Raw genomic sequence first — 25,600 nt, 5'->3', positions numbered from 1 at the left:
CATGCGCCAGCCCGGGTTCCTCGATCAGTCGTTGTTCGCCGGGCTGGCGCAGAACGCCAGCGAAAGCCCTCGTGGTCGTTACCACCATAACTTCCATGAAATGCATGAACCCTGTCACCGCCTGGCGGTTGGTCTGCAGCCGTCGACGTACATCCCGCCGCACCGGCACCTGAGCGATGACAAGGCCGAAGTGCTGATCGTGCTCAAGGGCTGCCTGGGGTTGCTGATCTTCGATGATCAGGGTGCGCTGCTCGACAAGCGCCTGCTGCAGGCCGGCGGCGACTGCCTGGGGGCCGACCTGGCGCCAGGCACCTACCATGGCCTGGTGGTGCTCGAGCAGGACAGCGTGCTGTTCGAGGGCAAGGCCGGGCCCTATCGCCCCTTGGCCGAGGGTGAGCATGCCCACTGGGCCCCGCGTGAAGGCGAGCCGGGCGTTGCCGAGTACCAGGCCTGGATGCGCGCGCAGTTCGACTGAGCCGGCTTGCCCCATGGGGGAGGCTGTGCGTAGAGTGCCTGCTCATACCAAGGAGCCTCACATGCGCGCGATCGTCCCCCTGCTGCTGGCGGTGAGCCTGCCGTTGTCCGCTGCCCCGCTGCACAGCCAGTTCCTGCCGCCCGACGAGCTGTCCCTGCGCCAGGAAGCACCGACCAGCCAGCAGTTGCTGCAAGTCACCGACTACACCGTGGTGGTCGGCGCCCAGCGCCAGTCCGACCAGCAGCCGATCCCGATCACCGCCTCGCTGCAGATGCGCCTGAAAGGCAAGCCGCTGAGCAAGGGCTCGACCATCGGCCAGGTGCTGATCAACTTCGACGGTGAAGGCGGCAAGAGCCTGAAGAAACCGGCCTACGACGACAAGACCCGCACCCTGACCCTCAACTACCCGCCGGCCGATTACCGGGTGATCATGGACCTGCTGCGCAACGAGACCCTCTACGTGCAGTTCCTCACCTATGCCAATGGCCATATATGGGCCGACCTGCACACCGGCACCGTACGTACGCGTTGAGGCCCGCCGCCGCGCGAGGGTACACTGCCGGCCTTCGAAAATACCCGTGATGGCCCAGTTGGAGTCGGCGATGCGTAAAGACAAGAAACAAGTGATTGGTGACGAGATCAGCGATGACTACATCAAGACCTTCCTGCAGTTCGAGCCGGCCGATGGCCTGACTTCGCCGTCCCATCACAAGCTGATCAAGGGCTACCGCGGCCTGCGGGTCGATGACTTCGAGCGCTATGTGGGCTTCTTCGTCGAAGCGGGTTATGACCTCGATGGCAAGGACGAGCATGGCAAGACCTTTGTCGAGGCAATCGCCGACCAGCGCAATGCGCCGGAGTACATCGAGATCATCGACAAGGCCCGCGGCTGATTTCACCTTTTGGCTTCTCCTGTAGGAGCGGCCTTGCCGAGGCGTCGGACCGGCCGGAAAGGGGCGCGAAGCGGCCCCAGATTTCAGCATTCCTGTAACATTGCCGGGGCTGCTTTGCAGCCCTTTCGCGACACAAGGCCGCTCCTACAAGAGGGAGGTCAGCCTGGCGAGGCAGGTACAAAAAAACGCCCCGAGGGGCGTTTTTTCGTTTCAGCTGGATCAGGCGTAGTGCTTGGCCGGGCTGCTTTCCACCAGTTCCAGCGCCACGTCGTTGTCGGCGCTGATCTTGTGGTACAGGGCAGCGTCGGTGGCCAGGGTCTTCTCGCGCGCCGGGAAGATCTCCTTGAGCTTGGTGGCCCAGGCGCCCTTGGCCTGCTCGGGGAAGCAGCGCTCGATCAGCTCGAGCATGATCGACACCGTTACCGAGGCACCTGGCGAGGCGCCGAGCAGCGCGGCCAGGCTACCGTCCTGAGCCGAGACCAGCTCGGTGCCGAACTGCAGGATACCGCCCTTCTTCGGGTCCTTCTTGATGATCTGCACGCGCTGGCCGGCCACTTCCAGGCGCCAGTCCTCGGCCTTGGCCTCGGGGTAGAAGCGGCGCAGGGACTCCAGGCGCTGTTCCATCGACTGCATCACTTCGCTGACCAGGTACTTGGTCAGGTCCATGTTGTCGCGGGCCACGGCCAGCATCGGGCCGATGTTGCCCATGCGCACCGACAGTGGCAGGTCCATGAACGAGCCGTGCTTGAGGAACTTGGTGGTGAAGCCGGCGTAAGGCCCGAACAGCAGCGATTTCTTGCCATCGACCACGCGGGTATCCAGGTGCGGTACCGACATTGGTGGCGCGCCAACGGCGGCTTGGCTGTAGACCTTGGCCTGGTGTTGCTTGACGATTTCCGGGTTGTCGCAACGCAGCCACTGGCCGCTGACCGGGAAACCACCGAAGCCTTTGCTTTCCGGAATGCCGGACAGCTGCAGCAGCGGCAGGGCGGCGCCGCCGGCACCGAGGAAGACGAAGCGGGCGTCGACTTCACGGCTGCCGCCGCTGTTGACGTCCTTGATGCTCACGGTCCAGCCGCTGCCGTTGCGGCGCAGGCCGACGACCTTCTTGCTGTACTTGACCTGGGCGTTCGGCGTGTCGCCGAGCAGCTTGAGCAGCTTGTTGGTCAGGGCGCCGAAGTTGACGTCGGTGCCCTTGAGCACACGGGTGGCGGCGATGTGCTGGTCGGCCGGGCGGCCTGGCATCATCAGCGGCATCCAGTCCTTCATCACGGCCTTGTCTTCGGTGTATTCCATCTCGGCGAAGGCGTGATGCTGCTTGAGCATCTCGAAACGCTTCTTGAGGAAGGAAACGCCCTTGTCACCTTCGACGTAGCTCAGGTGCGGCACGGGGTTGATGAAGGCGCGCGGCGAGCCGAAGCTGCCCTTCTTGCTCAGGTATGCCCAGAACTGGCGGGAAACCTCGAACTGGGTGTTGATGTGCACGGCCTTCTTGATGTCGATGCTGCCATCGGCGGCCTGCGGGGTATAGTTCAGCTCGCACAGGCCGGCGTGGCCGGTACCGGCGTTGTTCCAGGGGTTGGAACTCTCCGCGGCCCCGGAGTCCATCGCCTCGACGACCTCCAGCTTGAGGGTCGGGTCGAGCTCCTTGAGCAGTACGGCCAGGGTGGCACTCATGATGCCTGCGCCTACCAGTACCACATCAACCGATTCGTTCTGCGCCATTTAACGCGTCTCCACAATCTACAGCACCTAATTGACAGCATAGGATCCCTGGGGTGGCCAGGATCGCCATGTCCGACTCTTCGCAGTTCTTGCAACTTCCGCGGACACCGCCAATCAGTCTTGGGTGTTCAGGTATTGAACGCCGTTTGCCACGGGTGCGGCAATTCGACTTATGGTCAAGTGATCCGTCGTGCGTTATGGAGTGGCCTCAGGCTCCCATCCAGGATGAGCGCTTTTGCCGTCTGTTCAGGGCTGTTCGGGACACATCTGCCGCTTTTACACATGCCAGACTGTTCATTTGCTCGCCACACTCTCGTGAAGTTGTGAAAAACCGTTTTTTCACGCTCTTTTGGAGTCGTGAACCTCAAAAGTGGACTGCGCGATGGCAACCCGCAGGTTCATGCGAAGCAGAAGGCCGGAAACAGCAGGCGCGACAGCCAATGCAAGACCTGAGTGGAAGGCTCTCTGTGGGCGAAGCGTCGAGGGTGCCGGGGTCAAGCGGCGAATGCGGGGCCCGATCAGGAGACGTCCTTATAATCGGGGGGAGATTATAACGATGTCGCGGGCGGAAAGGGCGTACTTGTTGGGTTTTTATTACGGCGTTTGTCAGCTGGCTGGGATGCATTGTTGCCAGTGGCGGCTTGCATGGGCGCAACCCCAGGGCCTGGCATGCAAGGGAACAGCTGGCCACGCGGTCATGATGGCTTTTTCTTGTGGCTTATCGCTTGGCGCTTGTCGCTGGGTATACTGTGCGCCTTTGCGGCTTTTTCTGGAGAAACGCGCATGTTGCAACGTCTGTTGGTCGGTTTGTTCGCGGTGGCCAGCCTGAGCCTGGCCGGGTGTGCCCACAGCCCGCAGCAACTCAGCCCGCAACCCAAGCTTACCCAGCAGCTGGCCCCGGTCGGGCACGGCCAGCCGGTGGTGGTCAAGGTCGTCGATGGGCGCGCTTCGCAGTCGCTGGGCACCCGCGGCGGCATGTACCCTGAGACCAGCACCATCACGGTCAATGGCAATGACGTGGTACCCAAGCTGCAGGCCCAGGCCGAAGCGGCCGTGCGTCTGCTTGGCTTCACCCCGACGCCCAGCGCCTACAATGCCCCGCAGTTGACCGTGACCCTGGCCGAGCTCAAGTACCAGTCGCCCAAGGACAAGATGTACGTGACCGAGGCGACCATCGGTGCCACCTTCCGTGCCGACGTGTCCAACGCCAACCGCCGCTACAGCGGCCGTTACGGTGCCTCCCTGGATCAGCGCTTCGGCATGGCGCCGAACCAGGAAACCAACACCAAGCTGGTGAGCGATGTGCTCAGCGATGCCCTGACCCGCCTGTTCAAGGACCCGACCGTCGGTCAGGTACTGGGCGAGTAAGGCTTTTGCGCTGAAGAAAACCCGCCGCCTGTGATCAGGCCGCGGGTTTTTTGTTGTCTGTACCTAAGTCTTCGCGGGCAGCGCGGTTCAGGCCGCCAGCACATTGAAGTCCAGCAGGCTGATCCCGGTGTGCGGGTCGATTTCCGGCAGGTCGTCGTGGGCATGCCCGCCGAGGGCGCAATAGACCAGCCACTGACGGTCCTGGACATTGATGGCGAAACCATCGATCAACGCCTGCTGCTCGTCGCTCTGGGCAACGAGGTAGAGACGATCCTGGTTTTCGGCGTGCAGCATGACAAGCTCCGATCAGTTGAAGGCCGACAGAGTGGCCTGCCTTGATGACGGGCGTGTGACAGATGAAATTAAATGACAGCTGGTCGCAAAGTCGCGGTGGCGGGCCTGGGCTTGGGTAGAATGCCGGGCTTTGCCGCATGTGATACCGAGGTCGCGCAATGTCGTTGCAAGTGTTCTGGGGCTTTCTGGCCGCCCATCCGGCCAAGCTGATCAACCTGCTGGCGCTGTTCATTACCTGCCCGGGTGGCTTGCTGCTGCACAGCGCGCGGCGTCGCGAGGCGCTGCGCCGGGAAAGTCTGGCGGTGGATGAGGGCGTGGTGGATGGGCTCGAACAGCGGGTGCCGCGCTATTACTACATTCTCGGCTTCTGTTGCCTGGCGATGGCCCTGCTGCTGTCCTGGTTCAGTACCTGGGTCTGAATCGCTGATACCTGCTCTGTGTAGGAGCGGGCTTGTCCCGCGAAGGCGTCATATCAGACCCATCATTGCTTGATCTGACGCCTTCGCGGGACAAGCCCGCTCCTACAGGTGCGTTCTCAGGCTGAAGCCGGCTGGCGCTTCACCTGATACTGGTTGCGCACCGGCGTTGCATACTGCTGCACCAGGTACGGCTGATGCTCGACCGGGCAGGCGTCGAGCCGGCGCTGCCACTCTTGCTTCGCCTTGGTCAGTTCGTCGACCGGGAACAGTTTCTCCGCGCTCGGCACCTCGAGCGTCGCGTCCTTCTCCGCCCACATCGCATACGCCAGGTAATGCACCGGGAACAACCGATAGCCGCCGAGGATCTGTCGGTCGATGGCCTGGGCCAGCTGCTTGGTGTCCTCGTGGTACTCGGTCACCGGTGGCGCGAAGTTGATGTGCACCCGGCCTTTGTAGCCGGTGATGCCCTGGGCGATGCTGTTGTCGTCCTCGCCCGGTGCCTTCTTGTAGCTGCCGGTGGTGGCGCGGATATACAGCTCGCGAGCCTTGGCCAGGTCGCACGGGTCGTATTCGTAGCTGATCGACACCGGCGTCAGGTTCAGGCCCTGGATCACCGCGCCAAACGGCTCGTCCTTGCGGCTCATGTGGAACATCTTGAGGATCGCCGAGTCGGTGCGGTCGTCACCGTCCTTGGCGCGGCCTTCGGCCTGGGCGATCCAGATCGACACGCAGTCGTGGCGGATCGAATGGTTGATGTAGGCCGACAACTGTTGGTAGGCGGCCAGCTTCTCGCGGCGGCCGCTGATCGAGCGGTGCACGATGAAGCTCTTGTTCAGGCGCATCATGTCGCTGACGAACGGCTTTTGCAGCAGGTTGTCGCCGATGGCTATGCGCGGCGTCGGCAGGCCGGCGTGGTAGACCGCGTAGTTGACGAAGGCCGGGTCCATCACGATGTCGCGATGGTTGGCCAGGAACAGGTAGGCGGTACCGGACTTGAGTTGTTCGACGCCGGTGTAGGTGACACCGTCGGTGGCGCGGTCGATGGTGCGGTCGACGTAGTACTCGACCTTGTCCTGCAAGGTGGAGACGCAACTGACGCCGGCGAACTCCTGGCGCAGGCGCCGGGCGATCAGCGGTTTGAGCAGCCAGCCGAAGGCGCCCGCCGCACGCGGGAAGCGGAAGTGGGTGAGGATATCGAGGAATGCCGGGTCGCTGAGCAGGCGTGCCAGAACGGCAGGGACCTCAGCGTCGTCGTACGGTCGGATGGCATCGAATTCGCCCATCATGCTCTCTTGTTGGAAACGGCTAGGGTAATAAGGTAGGGGCGGGCTCCGAAAAACGGCTCGGACACACACAGGCCCTGTAAACAGACCGGCAATTATACGCACAAGTCACCCCGGAGGCCGCGATGCTGGAAACTGCGATCTACGATTGCCCCTATTGTGGCGAAGAAGTCGAAACCACGGTCGACCTGTCCGCGGGCGATCAGGAGTACATCGAGGACTGCCAGGTATGCTGCAAGCCTATCCGCTTCGTGCTGCAGGTACATGGCGAGGAATGGATGCTGGATGTCTACGGCGAGAACGATTGATGCAACGGATCTACGAACCAGAAAGCCTGCTGGAAGCGCAGATGCTGGTGGGCATGCTGGCCAGCGAAGGCATCGAGGTGCACCTGGTGGGGCGCGACCTGATGGGCGCCATGGGTGAGCTGCCGATCCAGGGCTTGCTTGGCCTGGCGGTGGCCGATGAGCAGGCCGAATACGCACGGCAGTTGATCGATGCGTACAATGCCGCCCAGCCACTTGCCGGCGACGAACCGGAGAGTTATCCCGGAACCCTGATCTGCTAGGTTTTGAATTCGCCCATGTGTGGACGCTACGCCCTGTTTCGCTGGTCCCAGGCCTTTGCCGGCCTGCCCGGTTTCCCGGCGGGCCAGCAGGCCCAATGGAACATCTCGCCCGGCGCCTCGGTGCTGATCCAGCGCCAGCTCGACGGCCAGCTGCAACTGGCCAGCGCCCGTTGGGGGCTGACCCCGGCGTGGTTGACCGACCTGTCCCGCACCCCCGCCCAGGCCCGCGCCGAAACCATCGCCGAGCAACCGATGTTCCGTGAGCCTCTGCGCCAGCGGCGCTGCCTGATGCCGGCCAACGGCTTCTATGAGTGGCGTGGCACGGCGCGCAAGCGTCCGTACTGGGTCACGCCGGGGGAGGGCGCGTCGTTGTTCTTCGCGGCGTTGTGGGAAGTCTATCCGGTGCAGGAGCAGCAGTGGCTGAGTTGCGCGGTGGTGACGCAGGCGGCGATGAACCAGCGTCGGCCGCTGATCCTGGACGAGGCCGAGCAGGCGCTGTGGCTGGATCCTGAAACACCGATGGCGAGATTGCACGAGTTGTTGGCCAAGCCGCCGACGGCCCTGCGTGAGCGGGCGCTGGCGTACTTCGTCAACGACCCGCAGCTCAATGGGCCGGAGTGCCTGACGCCGGCGTGAAGGCTGTCGACTCTCGGTGTGTCCGGATACGCAACGCCGTGGGAGCGGCCTTGCCAAGGCGTTGGGCCAGTGGGAGCGGGCTTGCCCGCGAACACCGGCGGAGCCGGTGCCAAGCACTGCGGCGCCTGCTTCGCGGGCAAGCCCGCTCCCACAGGGATAGCCGTTCCCTCGCGGCAGCGCAGCACCAAAGGGTTGGCTGATCTCCTACAGGAGCCCGTTACACCCTGAACTGATTGATCAAGCGCCGCTGCTGCTCCGCCAGCTTGGTCAGCTCGGCACTGGCCTGGCTCGACTCGTCGGCGCCACCGGCCACTTCACCGGCCACCTGGCCGATATTGATCACGTTGCGGTTGATGTCCTCGGCCACGGCGCTCTGCTCCTCGGCGGCGCTGGCGATCTGGGTGTTCATGTCGTTGATCACCGATACCGCCTGGGTGATGCTCTCCAGCGCCTCGGCGGCGCGGCTGGCCTGCAGCACGCTGTCGTCGGTCTTGCCCTGGCTGTCCTCCATCACCTTGACCACTTCGCGGGTGCCTTGCTGCAACTGCTGGATCATCTGCTGGATTTCTTCGGTGGCCTGCTGGGTCTTCTGCGCCAGGTTGCGCACCTCGTCGGCCACCACGGCGAAGCCGCGGCCCTGTTCGCCGGCGCGGGCCGCCTCGATGGCGGCATTGAGCGCCAGCAGGTTGGTCTGCTCGGCGATGGCGCGAATGGCCACCAGGATCGCATTGATGTTCTCGCTGTCGCGGGCCAGGTCCTGGACCACGGTTACCGCCCGGCCGATCTCGCTGGCCAGGGCGCTGATGGCGTGGGAGGTGTCGCGGACGATATCCAGGCCCTGGTTGGCCGCGCGGTCGGCCTCGCTGGCGGCCTGGGCCGCCTGGGTGGCATTGCGCGCCACATCCTGGGCCGTGGCGGTCATTTCGTGCACGGCCGTGGCCACTTGGTCGATCTCGGCCATCTGCTTGTGCACGCCCTGGTTGGTGCGGATGGCGATATCGGCGGTGTGTTCCGAGGAATCGCTGACTTTCTGCACCGAGCTGACCACCTGGCTGATCATCGCCTGCAACTTGGCCAGGAAGGTATTGAAGCCGCTGGCGATGGCGCCCAGTTCGTCGGCGCGGTCGCTGTGCAGGCGGCGGGTCAGGTCGCCTTCGCCCTGGGCGATGTCGTCGAGCATGGCGACCATCTGCTTGAGCGGGCGGGCGATGCCCAGGGCCAGCAGCCAGATCACCAGCAGGCCGACGGCGGCGATGCCCAGGCCGACCAGGGTCATGCCGGTGATATCGGTGCGGCGCTGATCGGCCAGGTCCTGCTGCAACTGCTTGACGTCGGCCATGACGGTGCTCAGCGGCAACTCCAGCAGCAGGGTCCAGCGCGCGTCGGTGCTGGCGACCTTGAACGGCAGGTACAGCTCGATACGGTCCTTGCTGGCGTCCACTTCGTAGTGCAGCTGCTCGCCACTGAGGCTCTTCAGGGTGGCGGCTTCCTCGCTGTCCAGTACGTCGCTGGCTTTTTCGCCGAACTTGGCCGGGTCGCGGGTATAGGCGACCAGGCGCCCGTTGCTGGATACCAGGGCCAGCTCGCCGGCGCCGTCGTACAGCTGGCGATCGGCGTTGTTGAGCAGGTCCTGGATGAAGTTCACCGACAGGTCGGCGCCGGCCATGCCCTGGAACTGGCCGTCGATCATGATCGGTTCGACGAACGACGCCAGCATCACTGTCTTGTCGCCCACTTTATAAGGCGCCGGGTCGATCACGCAGGCTTTCTTCGATTCCTTCGGGCACAGGTAGTATTCGCTGGCGCGCACGCCGGTGGCCAGCACCGTGCGGTCGTCGACATCGGCCAGCTTGTCCTGGCCCAGGCTGCCGTCGGCGTTGCGGAACCACCAGGGCAGGAAACGTCCGCTGGCGCTGTCGATGCCTACCAGCGGGCTGCCGACATAGCGCGCATCGGCGTGGTCGAGGGCGTTTGCCTCCCAGCCCAGGTAGGCGCCGAGCACGCTCGGGTTAGCCTCCACGGTGCGCTTGAGCTGGTTGATCAGGTGTTCGCGGTCAACGCGCATCAACGGCTGGCCGTCGGCGCCCTGCATGCCGATCATCGCATTGCCGGTGGCCAGGCCGCGGGCGATCGCCAGCGGTGCCTCGAGGCCGCGCTGGATCTCGCTGACCTGGGTGCGGGCCAGGGCCGCGAGGCGTTGCTCGATGACGTTCTCGAACTGTTGCTGGGTGCGTTGTTGCACCAGCGCCTGGGTCCGTTGCCCGGCATACACCGCATACAGCACCAGTGCCGCCACAATGCTCAGCACGATGGCACCGGCCAGGGCGGCCACGGAAAACTGGATCGACTTGAACTTCATGGCAAAGCTCCGCGCGCAAGGAGGTCGTTAACCGGGGTTATCGGCGGGGTAATACCAAAGCATGAGGACGCGGCGAGAAATCTTCCCTGCGGCTCTGGCAGGGGCGGGCGACTGGGCCTAGGATACGCGGCATGTAAAAAGGGAGTGTTTTCATGCGTAAGTCATTCGTTGTCAGCCTGCTGGCCGCCGGTGTCCTCCTGGCTGGCTGCCAGGCGGTCAATACCACCAGCGGCGGCGCCGTGGGCGTGCAGCGCCAGCAGTACATGTTCAGCATGCTGTCGACCGACCAGGTCAACCAGATGTACGCCCAGTCGTACCAGCAGACCCTCGGCGAGGCGTCGAACAAGGGCGTGCTGGACAAGACCAGCAACGATGCCAAGCGCGTACAGGCCATCGCCACGCGCCTGATCGCCCAGGCACCACAGTTCCGCCCGGATGCCGCGCAGTGGAACTGGGAAGTCAACGTGATCAAGAGCGACGAGCTCAACGCCAACTGCGGCCCGGGCGGCAAGATCATCGTCTACACCGGCTTGATCGACCAGCTCAAGCTGACCGATGCCGAGATCGCCGCCGTGGTCGGCCACGAGATCGCCCATGCCCTGCGCGAGCACAGCCGCGAGGCGATGTCCAAGGCATATGGCGTAGAGATGGCCCGTCAGGGCGCCACGGCCTTCCTGGGCCTTGGCCAGGACAGCGTCGCTATGGCCGACGCCGTGGTGAACTACGCCATGACCTTGCCCAACAGCCGCGCCAACGAGAACGAGGCCGACCTGATCGGCCTGGAACTGTCGGCCCGCGCCGGCTACGACCCGAACGCCGCGATCACCCTGTGGAACAAGATGAGCCAGGCGTCCGAAGGCGCGCCGCCGGAGTTCATGAGTACCCACCCGGCCTCGAGCAGCCGGATCGCTTCGTTGCAGGCGGCGATCCCCAAGGTGATGCCGTTGTATCAAGCGGCCAAGAAGTAAAAATTAGCCACAAGCCACAAGCCACAAGCCACAAGCTTCAAGCTTCAAGAACAAGCCAATACACTTTTTCTTGCAGCTTGCAGCTTGCAGCTTGCAGCTTGCCGCCGTCTTACCCAATCCAGCCACTGGTCTTCATCGCCGAATACACTGCGACCACGGCCAGCACGAAGAACGCGGCCGCCGCCAGGCGACGGATCAGCGTCAGCGGCAGTTTCTCCGCCGCGAAGTTGCCCGCCAGCACCACCGGCACGTTGGCGATCAGCATGCCCAGCGTCGTGCCGATGATCACCATGATCAGGTGCGGGTACTGTGCCGCCAGCATCACCGTGGCCACCTGGGTCTTGTCACCGATTTCCGCCAGGAAGAATGCGATCAGCGTCGTCACGAACGGCCCGAAACGGCGCGCGTTGCTGGTTTCGTCGTCGTCCATTTTGTCCGGTACCAGGGTCCACAACGCCGTGGCGGTGAAGCTCGCGGCGAGGATCCAGTGCAGCACCGACTCGGTGAAGAAGCTGCTGACCCAGGCGCCTACGGCACCCGCGGCGGCATGGTTGGCCAGGGTCGCGGCGATGATGCCGGCGATGATCGGCCAGGGTTTGCGAAAGCGTGCGGCGAGGATGAGCGCGAGCAATTGCGTCTTGTCGCCGATTTCGGCGAGGGCAACGATGGCGGTGGGGACGAGCAGCGATTCCAGCATCAGGATTCCTACGGGGGCGGGCCGACACGGCTATGACACGTACGACCTCCCCGCCCCGGGTAAGGTGTGCGTGTCATAGGTCTTGTCAAACCCTGGATCCATCTGCGTGGATCGTGGGTCGCACGCGCCATGGCCTGTGGGCCAAGTGTGTTGACGCGTGCCGGGCGAGCAGGGCGCTCGCGGGAGACTACTCCCCTAGGACGGGGCGGATTCTGCCTAGGCGAATCGTTTTCGGCAAGCCCTGTTTTTATCCGCGTGTTGCTCGGTAGATGCGAAAGCCCTGTGCCTCGGCGCGGATCTCGCAGTTGCCCAGGGCCTCTTCGAGCAGCGGCTGGTAGCGCAGGAAGCTGTTGGCAACCAGCCGTATTTCGCCGCCTTTTCGCAGATGTTTGCTGGATTTTTTCAGCAGGTTTTCCGACGCTTGGTAATCGGTGTGCACCCCCGTATGGAAGGGGGGATTGCTCAGGATCAGGTCCAGTTCGGCAGGGGCGGCATCGATGCCGTCACCACTGATCACCTCGCCCTCCAGGCCATTGGCGGCCAGGGTCAGGCGACTGGCGGCAACGGCGAAGGCGTCGACATCGAGCAGGGTCACCCGGCTCTGTGGATAACGACGCTTGAGCGTGGCCCCCAGCACCCCGGCACCGCAGCCAAAGTCCAGCACGGCGCCGCTGGGCAGGTTGTCGAGGTGTTCCAGCAGCAGGGCCGTGCCTTTGTCCAGGCGGCCGTGGCTGAACACGCCTGGCAGGCTGATCACCTGCAGCGGGCCATCCGCCAGCGCCAGTTCGAAACGTTCGGCGAGGCTTTCCAGGGGCTTGGCCTGCGGGGCGTTGTCGACGGTCACTTGCCAGAGCTGGCAATGCCGCGCGCTGTCGAGCTTGCGCGGTTTGCCGAAGGCCTGCAGTTGCTTGGCCGCGCCTTCGATGCCGCCACGTTTCTCGCCCACCAGGTACAGCGTGCGGCCGGCCAGGCGCGAGGCCAGGGCGTTGAGCAGGTAGGCGGCGAGGTCGCGGGACTTGGGCAGGAACAGCACGGCGGTGTCGAACGCCACCTCGGGCACCTCGACCCCGTAGTGGCTGCGTCCGGCGAAACGGCTCTGGAGCAGCGCCTGGTCGCCGGCATGCCAGGTCCAGCCATGGGCTTCGGGCAATTGGCCAAGCAGGCCGTCGGCCTGGGCGCCGGCGATCAGCAGCGGGCCCTGGAACAGGTCCGCCTGGCGGAGCAACACTTCACTGCGCGGGTCCATGGACGACGCCTCCTGAAAAAAGTGGCGCAGTGTACCAGAGGCGCCAGGGCCTCAGCCGACCACTCGCCGTGGCTGGCCGGCGAAGTAGGCCTGGGCGTTTTCGGCGAGCTGGCCGACGATGCGTTGCCGCGACTCCACTGCGCCCCAGGCGCTGTGCGGGGTGATGATCAGGCGTGGGATGTCCGCCGCCAGCAAGGGGTTGCCATTGGCCGGTGGCTCGACGCTGAGCACATCGCTGGCCGCGCCGCCCAGGCGCCCCGCACGCAGGGCGTCGGCCAGGGCCTGTTCGTCGATCAGTCCGCCGCGGGCGGTGTTGACCACCAGCGCGCCGGGCTTGAGCAGGGCCAACTCGCGGGCGCCAAGCATGTGCCGGGTCTGCTCGTTGAGCGGGCAGTGCAGGGTCAGCGCATCGACCTGCGGCAGCAGTTCGTCCAGCGGCAGGCGGTCGGCGCGCGGTGGGCGCCCCGGAATCTGCCCGCTGAGCACGCGCATGCCGAAGGCTTCGGCCAGGCGCGCCACTGCACCGCCCAGCTCGCCGTGGCCGAGCAGGCCGAGGGTCTTGCCCTGCAGCTCGACGATGGGGAAGTCCAGCAGGCAGAACTGGCTGGCCTTGGCCCATTGCCCGGCCTTCACCGCCTGGTTGTAGTCACACAGCCGCGTGGCCAGGGCCAGCAGCAGCGCCAGGGTGTGCTGGGCCACCGAGGGGGTGCCGTAGCCCTGGCAGTTGCACACGGTGATGCCCTGGGCGCGGGCGGCGGCCAGGTCGACGTTGTTGGTGCCGGTGGCGGCGACCAGGATCAGCTTGAGTTGCGGGTTGGCGGCCAGGGTGGCGGCATCGAGCAGCACTTTGTTGCTGATCACTGCCGTTGCGCCTTGCAGGCGCTCGGCGACCTGCTGTGCCGTGGTGGCAGCGTGCAGTAGCAGTTCATCGAACTGGGCATGCAGCGGCGCAAGGTCGAGGTCACCCAGGTCCAGTGACTGGTGATCGAGGAACACGGCGCGACGTGGGCTGGGCATCAGGGGCTCCGGTGATTGGACGGCAAGGTGTCGTCGCAGTGTCTGGCCCGTTGGCGCCCTTCGTCAATGTCGCGGCACTCATACCTCGAGGAGCGCAAATCATTCCTTCGGCTGATTTGACCGGTGCGTCACCGAACTACAGTGGAGGCCTGAACCGTCCTGCCCGCTTTGAAGAAAAGGGATACCCATGTTGCAGACGCGCATCATCAAGCCCGCCGAGGGCGCCTACCAGTACCCACTGCTGATCAAGCGCCTGCTGATGTCCGGCAGCCGTTACGAGAAAACCCGCGAGATCGTCTATCGCGACCAGATCCGTCTGACCTACCCGCAACTGAGCGAGCGCATCGCCCGGTTGGCCAACGTGCTGACCGAAGCCGGGGTCAAGGCCGGGGATACCGTGGCGGTGATGGACTGGGACAGCCACCGTTACCTGGAGTGCATGTTCGCCATCCCGATGATCGGCGCGGTGGTGCACACCATCAACGTGCGCCTGTCGCCCGAGCAAGTCCTCTACACCATGAACCACGCCGAAGACCGTTTCGTGCTGGTCAACAGTGATTTCATCGGTCTCTACCAGGCCATCGCCGGCCAGCTGAGCACGGTCGACAAGACCCTGCTGCTGACCGACGGCCCAGACAAGGCCGCCGAGCTGCCGAACCTGGTGGGCGAGTACGAGCAATTGCTGGCCGCGGCCAGCCCGCACTACGACTTCCCCGACTTCGACGAAAACTCGGTGGCCACCACCTTCTACACCACCGGCACCACCGGCAATCCCAAGGGGGTCTACTTCACCCATCGCCAGCTGGTGCTGCATACCCTGGCCGAAACCTCGGTGCTTGGCAGCCTCGACAGCGTCAGGTTGCTGAGCAGCAACGACGTCTACATGCCGATCACGCCGATGTTCCACGTGCACGCCTGGGGCATCCCCTATGCGGCGACCATGATGGGGATCAAGCAGGTTTATCCTGGGCGCTACGAGCCGGACATGCTGATCAAGCTGTGGCGCGAGGAAAAGGTCACCTTCTCCCACTGCGTGCCGACCATCCTGCAGATGCTGCTCAATTGCCCGTCGGCGGCCGGCCAGGATTTCGGTGGCTGGAAGATCATCATCGGTGGCAGCGCGCTCAATCGCGCCTTGTATCAGGCAGCGCTGGCCCGGGGCATCCAGCTCACCGCCGCCTACGGCATGTCGGAAACCTGCCCGCTGATCAGTGCCGCGCACCTGAACGACGAGCTGCAGGCCGGCAGCGAGGATGAACGCACCAGTTACCGGATCAAGGCGGGCGTGCCGGTGCCACTGGTCGAGGCTGCCATCGTCGATGGCAATGGCAACTTCCTCTCCGCCGATGGCGAAACCCAGGGCGAGCTGGTGCTGCGCGCGCCGTGGCTGACCATGGGCTACTTCCGCGAGCCGGAAAAGGGCGAGGAACTCTGGCAGGGCGGCTGGCTGCACACTGGTGACGTCGCCACCCTCGACGGCATGGGTTACATCGATATTCGCGATCGCATCAAGGATGTGATCAAGACCGGTGGCGAATGGATCTCCTCGCTCGACCTCGAGGACCTGGTCAGCCGCCACCCGGCGGTGCGCGAAGTGGCGGTGGTCGGCGTGCCCGACCCGCAGTGGGGCGAGCGGCCCTTTGCCCTGCTGGTGGCGCGTGACGGCATGCACATCGATGCCCGGGCGCTCAAGGAACACCTCAAGCCCTTTGTCGAACAGGGGCATATCAACAAATGGGCGATTCCCAGCCAGATCGCCCTTGTTACTGAAATTCCCAAGACCAGCGTCGGCAAGCTCGACAAGAAGCGCATCCGCCTGGATATCAGCCAGTGGCAAGCCAGTAACAGCGCCTTCCTCTCTACCCTGTAACCGCTGCGCGGGTCGTGCTACTGCGAGTACGACCCGCAAGCTAGAGGGGATCGCGCCTTGTCAAACGATGAAATTGAGCCATGCTTGAGCACTGCCGGCACGCAGGGCGGCCAATCGGGGTGGGGCTTCACCCAGGCGCGCAAATCACACTTTAGAGGGATCAAGCACCTGTGACCGCTGGCTATAGTCGGGTCAGGGGATTTTCAGGAATGGGGGAGGGTACCGCGCATCCTGCGCGTGGTGCCTTGGGCAGGAGCCTGCTTCAACCAGGCGCTCAAGCCGTTTCTGAAAGGACTCACTGCCATAACAAAAAAGTACATGGAGTAGCGTCGATGACATCTGCAAACCCGTTCTGGCGCCGGGCTCGTCTGCCTCTGGCCGTCAGCCTCGCTTCCACGCTCGCAAGTCCAGCTTTCGCGGTCAGCTTCAACATCGGTGAAATCGAAGGCCAGTTCGACTCGTCGCTCTCCGTTGGCGCCAGCTGGTCGACTGCCAATCCGAACAAGAACCTCATCGGGGTCAACAACGGCGGCAAAGGCTTGTCGCAGACCTCCGACGACGGCCACCTCAACTTCAAGAAGGGCGAAACCTTCTCGAAGATCTTCAAGGGTATCCACGACCTCGAGCTCAAGTACGGCGACACCGGCGTGTTCGTCCGGGGCAAGTACTGGTACGACTTCGAGCTCAAGGACGAAGGCCGCGAGTTCAAGGACATCAGCGACTCCAACCGCAAGGAGGGCGCCAAGTCCTCCGGTGCCGAGCTGCTCGACGCCTTCGTCTATCACAACTACTCCATCGCCGACCTGCCGGGCTCGGTGCGCCTGGGCAAGCAGGTGGTGAGCTGGGGCGAGAGCACCTTCATCGGCGGCGGCATCAACTCGATCAACCCGATCGACGTGTCCGCGTTCCGCCGTCCGGGTTCCGAGGTGAAGGAAGGCCTGATCCCGGTCAACATGTTCTACATCTCCCAGAGCCTCACCGACAACCTGTCGGCCGAAGCGTTCTACCAGATCGAATGGGACCAGACGGTCGTCGACAACTGCGGCACGTTCTTCTCGCAGCCCGACATCATTGCCGACGGTTGCACCAACAACCTGCGCGTGCTGAACAGCAGCCGTACCCTCAATGCCTTGCCGGCCGCCGCGCGGGGCGTGCTCGCGGCCAACAATGTCAACTACAACGAAGAAGGCGTGCTGGTGCGCCGCGGCGCTGACCGCGATGCCCGCGACAGCGGCCAGTGGGGCCTGGCGTTCCGCTACATGTACGAGCCGCTGGACACCGAGTTCGGCGCCTACTTCATGAACTACCACAGCCGGGCACCGATCTTCAGCGCCACCGGCGCCTCGCCTGCCGCCTTCGCCCGCGCCCGTGCGCTGGCGACCACCCCATTGGCGGGGCTTGCGCCACTGGTCGTGGCCGGCAACTCGCAGTACTTCGTCGAATACCCCGAGGACATTCGTCTCTACGGCCTCAGCTTCTCCACCACCCTGCCCACCGGTACCGCCTGGAGCGGCGAGATCAGCTATCGCCCCAACGCACCGGTGCAGTTGAACAGTACCGACATCCTGTTTGCCGGCGTCAAGCCGCTGGGCGGGCCGTTGTTCGGTAATGCCTCGGTACTCAACGGCCAGCCGGGACAAGACCTGCACGGTTATCGTCGCAAGGAAATCACCCAGTTCCAGACCACCTTCACCCACTTCTTCGACCAGGTGATGGGCGCCAGCCGCATGACCCTGGTGGGTGAGGTCGGTGTCACCCATGTCGGTGGCCTGGAAAGCCGTGACAAGGCCCGTTATGGCCGCGATCCGGTTTACGGCCCGGGCGACCTGCCGGGCAATGCCTGCCGCCTGCTCAATGCCAGCACCATCAGTGGCTCCGGCCTGGGCAGCTCGAACGCCAACCTCACGCGCAACTGCGAAGGTGACGGCTTCACCACCAGCACCTCGTGGGGCTACCGCGCACGCGCCATCTGGGACTACAACGACGTCTTCGCCGGGGTCAACCTCAAGCCGAGCGTGGCCTGGTCCCACGACGTCTCCGGTTACTCCCCGGGCCCTGGCGGTAACTTCGAGGAAGGTCGCAAGGCCGTCAGCCTGGGCCTGGACGCCGAGTACCAGAACACCTACACGGCGAGCCTGTCGTACACCAACTTCTTCGATGGCAAGTACACCACCGTGGATGATCGCGACTTCGTCGCCCTCAGCTTCGGCGTGAACTTCTAAGAACTCTGATCCAGGACGACAACAGAATGAAAATGACCACACGTCTGCTGCAAGCCGGGGTACTGGGCATGTCCCTGCTGGCGACCAGCGTCATGGCTGCGGTTTCCGCCGATCAGGCGGCCAAGCTGGGCGCGTCGCTCACACCGATGGGCGCGGAAAAGGCCGGCAACGCCGACGGCTCCATCGGCCCGTGGGAGCCACTGTCCAAGAGTGCCGGCAGCGCCGACAGCAAGGGCTTCCTATCCGACCCATACGGCAGCGAGAAACCGCTGTTCACCATCACCGCGCAGAACGCCGACCAGTACAAGGACAAGCTCTCGCCTGGCCAGCTGGCAATGCTCAAGCGTTATCCAGACAGCTACAAGATTCCGGTGTACAAGACCCACCGCGGCGCCACCGTGCCGGACGATGTGTTCGCGGCGATCAAGGAAAACGCCACCAAAACCACGCTGGTCGCCGGCGGCAACGGCCTGGAGAACTTCCGCACGGCGATTCCGTTCCCGATTCCCAAGGACGGCCTGGAGGTGATCTGGAACCACATCACCCGCTACCGGGGCGGCAGTGTGACCCGTCTGGTCACCCAGGCCACCCCGCAGCAGAATGGCTCCTACAGCCTGGTGTACTTCCAGGACCAGTTCGTCTTCCGCGACAAGATGAAGGACTACGATCCAGCCAACCCTGGCAACATCCTGTTCTACTTCAAGCAGGAAGTGACCGCGCCGGCGCGCCTGGCCGGTACCGTACTGTTGGTCCACGAGACCCTCGACCAGGTCAAGGAACCGCGCAAGGCCTGGATCTACAACGCCGGCCAGCGCCGTGTGCGCCAGGCGCCGCAGGTTTCCTACGATGGCCCGGGTACCGCCGCCGACGGCCTGCGTACCTCCGACAACCTGGACATGTACAACGGCGCGCCGGACCGCTACGACTGGAAGCTCGAAGGCAAGAAGGAGATGTACATCGCCTCCAACGCCTACAAGCTGGATGATCCGAAGCTCAAGTACTCCGACATCATCAAGGCCGGGCACATCAACCAGGACCTGGCACGCTATGAGCTGCGGCGTGTCTGGCACGTGGTCGCCACCCTCAAGCCTGGCCAGCGCCACATCTATGCCAAGCGTGATTTCTACATCGACGAGGACACCTGGCAGGCTGCGGTGATCGACCAGTACGACGGGCGCAACCAGCTGTGGCGTGTATCGGAAGCCCACGCCCAGCCGTACTACAACGTGCAAGTACCGTGGTACACCCTGGAAGCCATCTACGACCTGCAATCGGGCCGTTACCTGGCACTGGGCATGAAGAACGAAGAAAAGAGCGCATACAACTTCGGCTTCAGCGCCAGCAAGGCTGATTTCCAGCCGGCGGCACTGCGTCAGGCTGGTGTGCGTTGACCTGATCGCTGTCCACTCCGTGTGATCCCCCAGAACGCCCCGGCTTGCCGGGGCGTTTCTGTTCTGGCGCGAGGCTTGCGTCAGTGTTGTTTCTTTTTGTTGTAGTCTTTTTGGCGCAATGGGTTTCCATCATCTTCAATTACGCGGCGTTTGCCGCTAGTCTCGCAACATTGCATATCGCCGCATTACTCCAATCAGAACGAGCCGGCCATGACAGACTTGTCCCGTACCCATGGAGTTGCCAGCCAGGCCCTGGGCCTGTTGGACGGGCGTTTCTTCCGGCCGCCTTTGCCGGAGGCGCACGTTCCCCGAGCACGCCTGTGCCAGCGCTTGCACAGCGGGTTGACGGGGCGTCTGTTGCTGGTGAATGCCCCGGCAGGGTTCGGCAAGAGCTCGCTGGCCATCGAGTTCTGCCAGGCGCTGCCCAACCATTGGCGTAGCCTGTGGCTCGGCCTGAGCCAGCGCGATGCCGACCCTGGTCGCTTTCTCGAGCGCCTGCTCGAGGGCCTGCAGCAATTCTGCCCGGCCTTGGGCGGGCAGGCCCTGGGCCTGTTGAAGATGCGCCAGCGCCACCAGCCGTTCGCCTTCGAGGAATGGCTCGATGGCCTGCTCGATGAACTGGCGCTCTATCTGCAAGCCGACACGCCGCTGATGCTGGTGCTCGATGACTACCACCTGGCCCAGGGGCCGGTGCTCGACCGTTGCCTGCAATTCTTCCTCAATCACTTGCCGCCTGGGCTGGTGCTGCTGGTCACCAGCCGTCAGCGCCCCGACTGGCACCTGGCTCGCCTGCGGCTGTCGCGGCAGTTGGTGGAACTCAACGAGCAAGACCTGCGCCTGACCCCGGACGAAGCCCTGGCGGTGATTGGCCGGCAGCCGACCGGCTTGCGTGGCCAGGCCCTCGACAACCTGATCCAGCGCAGCGACGGTTGGGTGGCTGGCCTGCGTTTCTGGCAGCTGGCCGCCAGCGAGTCAGGCGAGGACAACGCCTTGCCCCAGGCCTTGCATGGCGGGGAGGGGTTGATCCGCGACTACCTGCTGGAGGAGGTGATCGAGATCCTGCCGGCAGCGGTGCAGGCCTTCCTCTACGACACCGCCTGCCAGGAGCGATTCTGCGCCGAGCTGTGCGATGCCCTGCGTGAGCGCCATGACAGCGCCGAGGTGCTGCGCTACCTGCAGGCTCACCAGGTGTTCCTGGTGCCGCTGGACGAGCATGGCACCTGGTTCCGGTATCACCACTTGTTCTCCGATCTGTTGCGCAGCCGTCAGGCCAGCGAGCCGCTCGCAGGGCTGCACCTGCGGGCCTGTCGTTGGTTCGAAGGCCAGGGTCTGCTCGACGAGGCCGTTGAACAAGCGCTGCGCGCCGGCCATCTGGATGTGGCGGCGGACCTGGTGCAGAGCCTGTCGGAGGAACAACTGCTGGCGGAACAGAACGTCGGCATGCTGCTGCGCTGGAAGATGGACCTGCCCGACAGCCTACTGATCAGCACCCCACGACTGATCGTGCTTTATAGCTGGGCATTGGGCCTGGCTTGCCAGCTCGATGCCGCCGAAGAGCTGTCGGCCCACCTGAGCCGCTTCTTGCCAGCGCCCTCGGCCACCGCGCAGAAGTCGATGCTGGCCCAGTGGCTGGCCTTGAGCGGGGTGATCGCCCGCGGCCGTGGTGATCGCGCGCGGACGCTGGCTTATTGTGGCGAGGCGTTGCAGAGCCTGCCGTGCAAGCGTTATGGGCAGCGCCTGGTGTGCCTCTCGACATTGTCGAACCTGGCCATTGCCGATGGCGATTTCTGGCGCGCGCGTGGCTGGAACCGTGAGGCGCTGGAACTCGCTCAGCGGGTGGGCAACCCCTTGTTCGAGGCGCTGGCCCACTACGACCGGGCCAGGGTGCTGCACGCCCGTGGTGAAGTCTTGCGGGCGATGGAGGAAGTGCGCCAGGGCTTGCAGCGTCTGCAAGGGCTCTCAGGCCAGCGCCTGTATGCCGTGCGGGCCCGCCTCACACTGTACGAAGGCTACCTGCTGGCTGCGCGCCTGCAGGCTGGGGCGGGGCGCGCGCGTTTGCGGGCGGGCCTGAGCGAGGCGCGCAGTTGCCGTGATATCAGCGTGTTGATCGGCCACTGCGTGATCGCCTCGCTCGACGGGCGCGAGGGGCGTTTCGCCGAGGCCTTTGCGGAACTGGCCGAAGCCGAGCGGCTGATGCATATCTGGGATGTCCCGCCCATCTTCTATCTAGCGATGATCACTCTGGTGAAATGCGAGCTGTGGCTGGCCCAGGGGCGAACCGACCTGGCCGAATCCTGGCTGACGCGGCTCGGCCAGACCTATGGCGGCGAGCAGCCTGCGGCGGCCCCGGAATTCCACCCGTTGCTGCCGCTGCACATTGAATTGCAGCAGGCCTTGCTGGAGCGGGTGCTTGAGCGCCCGGACGCCGCCGAGGCGCGCCTGCGCGCCTTGGTCGAGCGTGGGCAGGCCAGCAGCGGGATGACGCTGGTGGTCAGTGCCTTGTGCCAGTTGATTGGATTGTTGCTGGAGCAAGGGCGGGAAGCCGAGGCTGCGAAGCTGCTGGCCCAAGCGCTGGAGGCCGCCCAGGGTGGCGCCCAGCAAGCCTTCCAGCGACTATTGGACGAGCACCCGCAGTGGTTGCGCGAACAACTGGCAGGGCGCAGCGCCTGTGCCGTGCAGGCAGATCTGCTGGCGCGCCTGCCCGAGACGATCGTCAGCAGCGCCGCCATTGCCGAAGCCCTGAGCGGCCGAGAGTTGGCGGTACTGGCCCTGATCGCCCAGGGCTGCTCCAACCAACAGATCAGCGAGCAGTTGTTCATCTCGCTGCACACCGTCAAGACCCACGCCAGCCATATCAACAGCAAGCTGGGGGTCGAGCGCCGCACCCAGGCGGTCGCCAAGGCCAAGTCGCTCGGCCTGCTGGCCTGAAAGGCGCCTGGGGCTATAAAATAGTGGCATTGAGCCATTGTTCGGTGCTGTCGTGGTGGACTCATCTTTTCTGCAGCGCTGCCGATAAAGGTCTCGGCGGCATGTATCGCTTCGCGCCATTTTCCCTCTTTTCCAGTACAGGTCGTATTGATGCTGCAGTACGGGCAAAAAAGCTTTCTGATCGTCGACGACTACACCGACTTTCGTACCTCGACCCGGTCCATGCTCCGTGAGTTGGGCGTACGCGACGTTGACACGGCCGACAGTGGCGAACAGGCGCTGCGCATGTGCGGGCAGAAGCGCTACGACTTCATCCTCCAGGACTTTCACCTGGGCGATGGCAAGAAGAACGGCCAGCAGGTGCTCGAAGACCTGATCATCGACAAGCTGATCAGCCATGAGTGCGTGTTCATCATGGTCACGGCTGAAAGCAGCCAGGCCATCGTGCTCAGCGCCATCGAGCATGAACCCGACGCCTACCTGACCAAACCTTTCAACCGCGTCGGTCTTGCCCAGCGCCTCGAGAAGCTGACCCAGCGCAAGACGCTGCTCAAGCCGATTCTCCAGGCCCTGGACCGCGGCCGCCCGGCCGAAGTGCTCGCCGCCTGCGCCGAGCTGTGCAAGAAAGACCCGCGTTTCGCGCCGCTGTGCCTGCGTTATCGCGCCGATGCCCTGCGCGACCTCAACCGCTTCGACGAACTGGAGAAGTTCCTCCAGAACATCCTCGCCAGCCGGCCGCAACCCTGGGTATATGCGGCGTTGGGCAGCCTGTTGCACAAGCGCGGGCAGAATGCCCAGGCCCAAGGGGTCTACGAACAGGCCCTGAAGGCTTTTCCGATCATGCCCAACCTGTACGACGGCATGGCCGAAGTGCTGGTGGCCCAGGGCGAGGGCAAGCGCGCACAGCACATGCTCGAGGAAGCCGTGCGCCTGTCGCCGCTGGCCGTGCGCCGTCAAGCCGCGCTGGGCAAGCTGGCGCTGGACAATGCCGACTTCGAGAGTGCGTCCAAGGCCTACCGCCATGCGGTGAACCAGGGGCAGAGTTCGCGCTACAAGGATGCCGAAAGCAACCTGGGCCTGGTCCAGGCGTTGATGAACAAGAATGCCGGCAACGGCCTCGATGCCCGGACCCGGGTCGAGATCAACACCGTGCTCAGTGAAGTGGCCAAGGAAAACGTCGAGGACCAGGGGCTGCAGGTGCGCGCGCGGCTGATGAAAGCCGCCAGCCTGCAGCAGGCCGGCGATCCGGACACCGCGGCCAAGCTCACCGAGCAGGCCATGCAGCGCCTGGAAAAGATGGACCAGTTCTTCTCGGTCGAAGCCGCGCTGACCGTGGCCAAGCAATTGCAGCAGCTGGGGCAGGACTCTGCGGGCACCTCGATTCTCAAAGGCTGCGTGGAGACCTACGGCGACGATCCCAAGGTCATGCAGAGCGTGGCCAAGCTCACTGACGACCCGGCGGTGCTCGGCGCTGTGACCGAGGCCGTGGACCTCAACCGTCAGGGCGTGCGCAGCTACCAGGGCGGCCAGCTCAACGAGGCGCTGGGGATGTTCCGCAAGGCCCTGTCGCTGCAACCGAAGAACATCAGCATCGCCCTGAACACGGCCCAGGCGTTGTTGCGCATCGGAGGTGAAACGCCACCGCCGACGCTGATGCAGGAATGCCGCGACTGCCTCACCAGCGTGGCGGGTATCCCGACCAGCGACAGCCGCTACGATCGCTACCGCAAACTGCACATCCGGGTGTTCGGCGCATGAACCAGGACAACCAGGGGCTGGATTTTTCCACGGTGATCGCCTCCACCGTGCATGACCTGAAGAACTCTTTGGCGGCCCTGACCCATGCCCACAGCCAATGGCTGGCGCGCCTGCCCGAGGAGTTGCGTGGCGGTACCGAACAGGGCGTGGTGGAGCATGAGCTCAGCCACCTGAACGGCATGCTCGTGCAGTTGCTGGGGTTGTACAAGCTGGGGGTCAACCAGCTGCCGATCTGCCCGGACTACCACGAGCTGGACGACTTCATCGAGGCTCAGCTGGCGGCCCAGGAAGATGTGATCAAGCACCGCGACATCCTCGCCACCTGGCGTATCGAGACGCAAAGCCCGCTGGGCTTCTTCGACCGCGAACTGGTCGCCTCGGTGGTGGCCAATGTGCTGACCAATGCCATCCGCTATGCTGGCCACGCCCTGCTGATCAGCATCGAGGAGGAAGGCGAGCAGATGGTGATCAGCGTCAACGACGACGGCACCGGTTATCCACAGCGCATGCTCGAACGTCAGCATGACTATGTGCAGGGTATCGATTCGCAGAGCGGCAGCACCGGGCTGGGCCTGTACTTCGCGGCGCGAATCGCCGCCTTGCACGAGCGCAACGGCGTGCGTGGGCGGATCGAGATTGCCAACGGCGGAGCGTTGGGGGGCGGGTTGTTCCGCCTGTACCTGCCTTGATGACGATGTTGTCCTTTGTCGCCAAACAGGGATCGCTTCCCAAGGTCAAGTAAGGCATTTCCCGTTGGCATCAAGTGGTCTTTCTTGGGCGCTGGAGGGGTGGCAGTGTAGATACCTGGTCTCTACATTTCACTTGCTATCGCTGGGAGGGTTTCTACTATGTATCTACCGTGGGAGATACTTATGCAGATCAAGATTCAGCAGTGGGGAAACAGCGCCGCTATTCGAATTCCCTCCACAGTCCTCAAGCAGATGCGTCTTGAAGTAGGGTCAACACTGAGTCTGGACACGGCTGGCGAAAGCATGGTGCTCAAGCCTGTCAGGGCGAAGCCTAAATACACGCTTGAAGAGCTGATGGCGCAATGTGATCTGAACGCGCCAGAACCAGAGGACATGGCCGCCTGGAATACCCTGCGTCCGGTTGGACGTGAAATGTGAGGCGTGCCAAGTTCGCCAGAGGGGACATCGTCAGGGGCAATCTGGACCCTACGGTCGGTTGGGAGCAGCAGGGCGCAGCGCGACCTGCGTTGGTTCTGACGCCTAACACGTTCAACATTAGCGGGCTTGCGGTGATCGCGCCGATCTCTCAGGGCGGGGACTTTGCGCGGCACGCGGGTTTCGCAGTGACGCTAAGCGGTGCCGGTACGCAGACGCAAGGCGTCATGCTATGCAATCAGATACGCATCGTCGATCTGGAGGCGAGAAACGCCAAGCGTATCGAGTCTGTTCCCGAAGCTGTCGTCCTGGATGCGCTGGCCCGCGTTCAAACACTATTCGAGTAATTGGTTATCCCT

24 protein-coding genes, 1 pseudogene and 1 riboswitch are annotated in these 25,600 nt (G+C 64.0%); of the genes and pseudogenes, 17 read left to right on the top strand and 8 right to left on the bottom strand.

Translation table 11 applies throughout. From position 1 onward, the window contains the following. Position 1 precedes the first annotated feature (1 nt). The 3 genes from HU772_RS20930 to HU772_RS20920 all read left to right on the top strand — a co-directional run bounded on the left by HU772_RS20930 (position 2) and on the right by HU772_RS20920 (position 1,368). On the top strand, positions 2 to 475 hold the full coding sequence (locus tag HU772_RS20930; protein WP_186659010.1) for a WbuC family cupin fold metalloprotein: 474 nt from the start codon (positions 2 to 4) through the stop codon (positions 473 to 475). Between the two features lie 61 nt (positions 476 to 536). Further along, positions 537 to 1,007: a hypothetical protein gene (locus HU772_RS20925; protein WP_186659007.1), complete on the top strand. Its 471-nt coding sequence runs from the start codon at positions 537 to 539 to the stop codon at positions 1,005 to 1,007. Between the two features lie 70 nt (positions 1,008 to 1,077). Further along, a complete protein-coding gene (locus HU772_RS20920) occupies positions 1,078 to 1,368 on the top strand; it encodes a PA4642 family protein (RefSeq protein WP_186659004.1) in 291 nt (96 codons plus the stop codon). Positions 1,369 to 1,587: 219 nt separating this feature from the next. Here HU772_RS20920 and mqo read toward each other — a convergent pair whose 3' ends face one another. After that, complete coding sequence (mqo, locus tag HU772_RS20915) at positions 1,588 to 3,093, bottom strand: malate dehydrogenase (quinone) (RefSeq protein ID WP_186659001.1); 1,506 nt, start codon at positions 3,091 to 3,093, stop codon at positions 1,588 to 1,590. Between the two features lie 783 nt (positions 3,094 to 3,876). On the opposite strand from mqo, the gene HU772_RS20910 reads away from it, so the two are divergent. Beyond that, positions 3,877 to 4,461, top strand: coding sequence for a YajG family lipoprotein (locus HU772_RS20910; RefSeq protein ID WP_186658998.1), 585 nt, complete (start codon positions 3,877 to 3,879; stop codon positions 4,459 to 4,461). Positions 4,462 to 4,548: 87 nt separating this feature from the next. Here HU772_RS20910 and HU772_RS20905 read toward each other — a convergent pair whose 3' ends face one another. Then, complete coding sequence (locus HU772_RS20905; RefSeq protein ID WP_186658995.1) at positions 4,549 to 4,755, bottom strand: hypothetical protein; 207 nt, start codon at positions 4,753 to 4,755, stop codon at positions 4,549 to 4,551. 158 nt (positions 4,756 to 4,913) lie between these two features. Between HU772_RS20905 and HU772_RS20900 the strand changes: the two genes are divergently transcribed. Beyond that, positions 4,914 to 5,174, top strand: a complete 261-nt coding sequence (locus tag HU772_RS20900) for a hypothetical protein (RefSeq protein WP_186658992.1) — start codon at positions 4,914 to 4,916, stop codon at positions 5,172 to 5,174. A gap of 116 nt (positions 5,175 to 5,290) precedes the next feature. Here the strand turns inward: HU772_RS20900 and HU772_RS20895 are convergent, their stop codons facing one another. Then, positions 5,291 to 6,457 (bottom strand): 1-acyl-sn-glycerol-3-phosphate acyltransferase, encoded by a 1,167-nt coding sequence (locus HU772_RS20895; RefSeq protein WP_186658989.1) that lies wholly within the window; start codon positions 6,455 to 6,457, stop codon positions 5,291 to 5,293. 125 nt (positions 6,458 to 6,582) lie between these two features. On the opposite strand from HU772_RS20895, the gene HU772_RS20890 reads away from it, so the two are divergent. The 3 genes from HU772_RS20890 to HU772_RS20880 are packed head-to-tail and all read left to right on the top strand — an operon-like array spanning position 6,583 to position 7,661. Further along, positions 6,583 to 6,765 carry a CPXCG motif-containing cysteine-rich protein gene (locus HU772_RS20890; RefSeq protein ID WP_056795571.1) on the top strand — a complete coding sequence of 61 codons (183 nt, stop codon included), beginning with the start codon at positions 6,583 to 6,585 and terminating at the stop codon, positions 6,763 to 6,765. After that, positions 6,765 to 7,025, top strand: a complete 261-nt coding sequence (locus tag HU772_RS20885; RefSeq protein ID WP_186658986.1) for a putative signal transducing protein — start codon at positions 6,765 to 6,767, stop codon at positions 7,023 to 7,025. Before HU772_RS20890 ends, HU772_RS20885 begins: the two co-directional genes overlap by 1 nt. A 15-nt stretch (positions 7,026 to 7,040) precedes the next feature. Next, positions 7,041 to 7,661 (top strand): SOS response-associated peptidase, encoded by a 621-nt coding sequence (locus tag HU772_RS20880; RefSeq protein WP_186658983.1) that lies wholly within the window; start codon positions 7,041 to 7,043, stop codon positions 7,659 to 7,661. A gap of 217 nt (positions 7,662 to 7,878) precedes the next feature. Here the strand turns inward: HU772_RS20880 and HU772_RS25355 are convergent, their stop codons facing one another. Both HU772_RS25355 and HU772_RS25350 read right to left on the bottom strand, forming a co-directional pair. Continuing rightward, positions 7,879 to 8,583, bottom strand: a complete 705-nt coding sequence (locus HU772_RS25355; protein ID WP_437182454.1) for a methyl-accepting chemotaxis protein — start codon at positions 8,581 to 8,583, stop codon at positions 7,879 to 7,881. A gap of 198 nt (positions 8,584 to 8,781) precedes the next feature. Next, a pseudogene (locus tag HU772_RS25350) lies at positions 8,782 to 8,841 on the bottom strand (hypothetical protein); the annotation flags it as partial. Between the two features lie 1,331 nt (positions 8,842 to 10,172). Between HU772_RS25350 and HU772_RS20870 the strand changes: the two are divergent. Continuing rightward, complete coding sequence (locus tag HU772_RS20870) at positions 10,173 to 10,988, top strand: M48 family metallopeptidase (RefSeq protein WP_186658978.1); 816 nt, start codon at positions 10,173 to 10,175, stop codon at positions 10,986 to 10,988. Positions 10,989 to 11,097: 109 nt separating this feature from the next. Here HU772_RS20870 and HU772_RS20865 read toward each other — a convergent pair whose 3' ends face one another. From HU772_RS20865 to HU772_RS20855, 3 genes are all read right to left on the bottom strand, one after another. Beyond that, positions 11,098 to 11,682, bottom strand: a complete 585-nt coding sequence (locus HU772_RS20865) for a TMEM165/GDT1 family protein (RefSeq protein WP_186659047.1) — start codon at positions 11,680 to 11,682, stop codon at positions 11,098 to 11,100. Positions 11,683 to 11,772: 90 nt separating this feature from the next. Continuing rightward, a riboswitch (yybP-ykoY riboswitch) is annotated at positions 11,773 to 11,893 on the bottom strand. Positions 11,894 to 11,932: 39 nt separating this feature from the next. After that, on the bottom strand, positions 11,933 to 12,931 hold the full coding sequence (locus tag HU772_RS20860; RefSeq protein WP_186658976.1) for a methyltransferase: 999 nt from the start codon (positions 12,929 to 12,931) through the stop codon (positions 11,933 to 11,935). Positions 12,932 to 12,982: 51 nt separating this feature from the next. After that, complete coding sequence (locus HU772_RS20855) at positions 12,983 to 13,948, bottom strand: 2-hydroxyacid dehydrogenase (protein WP_186658973.1); 966 nt, start codon at positions 13,946 to 13,948, stop codon at positions 12,983 to 12,985. A gap of 187 nt (positions 13,949 to 14,135) precedes the next feature. On the opposite strand from HU772_RS20855, the gene HU772_RS20850 reads away from it, so the two are divergent. From HU772_RS20850 to HU772_RS20815, 8 genes are all read left to right on the top strand, one after another. Continuing rightward, positions 14,136 to 15,818: a fatty acid--CoA ligase gene (locus tag HU772_RS20850; protein WP_186658970.1), complete on the top strand. Its 1,683-nt coding sequence runs from the start codon at positions 14,136 to 14,138 to the stop codon at positions 15,816 to 15,818. 332 nt (positions 15,819 to 16,150) lie between these two features. Further along, on the top strand, positions 16,151 to 18,040 hold the full coding sequence (locus HU772_RS20845) for a DUF1302 domain-containing protein (RefSeq protein WP_186658967.1): 1,890 nt from the start codon (positions 16,151 to 16,153) through the stop codon (positions 18,038 to 18,040). Between the two features lie 26 nt (positions 18,041 to 18,066). Beyond that, entirely contained in the window at positions 18,067 to 19,431 is a 1,365-nt protein-coding gene (locus HU772_RS20840; RefSeq protein WP_186658964.1) for a DUF1329 domain-containing protein, read from the top strand. Positions 19,432 to 19,641: 210 nt separating this feature from the next. Next, on the top strand, positions 19,642 to 22,359 hold the full coding sequence (locus HU772_RS20835; RefSeq protein WP_186658962.1) for a winged helix-turn-helix domain-containing protein: 2,718 nt from the start codon (positions 19,642 to 19,644) through the stop codon (positions 22,357 to 22,359). Between the two features lie 150 nt (positions 22,360 to 22,509). Beyond that, entirely contained in the window at positions 22,510 to 24,117 is a 1,608-nt protein-coding gene (locus HU772_RS20830) for a tetratricopeptide repeat-containing response regulator (protein ID WP_186658949.1), read from the top strand. Next, positions 24,114 to 24,806 carry a sensor histidine kinase gene (locus HU772_RS20825; protein WP_186658946.1) on the top strand — a complete coding sequence of 231 codons (693 nt, stop codon included), beginning with the start codon at positions 24,114 to 24,116 and terminating at the stop codon, positions 24,804 to 24,806. Before HU772_RS20830 ends, HU772_RS20825 begins: the two co-directional genes overlap by 4 nt. A gap of 159 nt (positions 24,807 to 24,965) precedes the next feature. Continuing rightward, positions 24,966 to 25,244, top strand: a complete 279-nt coding sequence (locus HU772_RS20820; protein WP_202885379.1) for an AbrB/MazE/SpoVT family DNA-binding domain-containing protein — start codon at positions 24,966 to 24,968, stop codon at positions 25,242 to 25,244. Then, on the top strand, positions 25,241 to 25,588 hold the full coding sequence (locus HU772_RS20815) for a type II toxin-antitoxin system ChpB family toxin (RefSeq protein WP_186658941.1): 348 nt from the start codon (positions 25,241 to 25,243) through the stop codon (positions 25,586 to 25,588). Before HU772_RS20820 ends, HU772_RS20815 begins: the two co-directional genes overlap by 4 nt. Positions 25,589 to 25,600: the final 12 nt, after the last annotated feature.

The organism is Pseudomonas xantholysinigenes, from assembly GCF_014268885.2.
GTDB classification, from domain to species: Bacteria; Pseudomonadota; Gammaproteobacteria; order Pseudomonadales; family Pseudomonadaceae; genus Aquipseudomonas; species Aquipseudomonas xantholysinigenes.
Note: the sequence above shows the minus strand (reverse complement) of the source record. Positions and strands in the feature narration are given on the sequence as shown.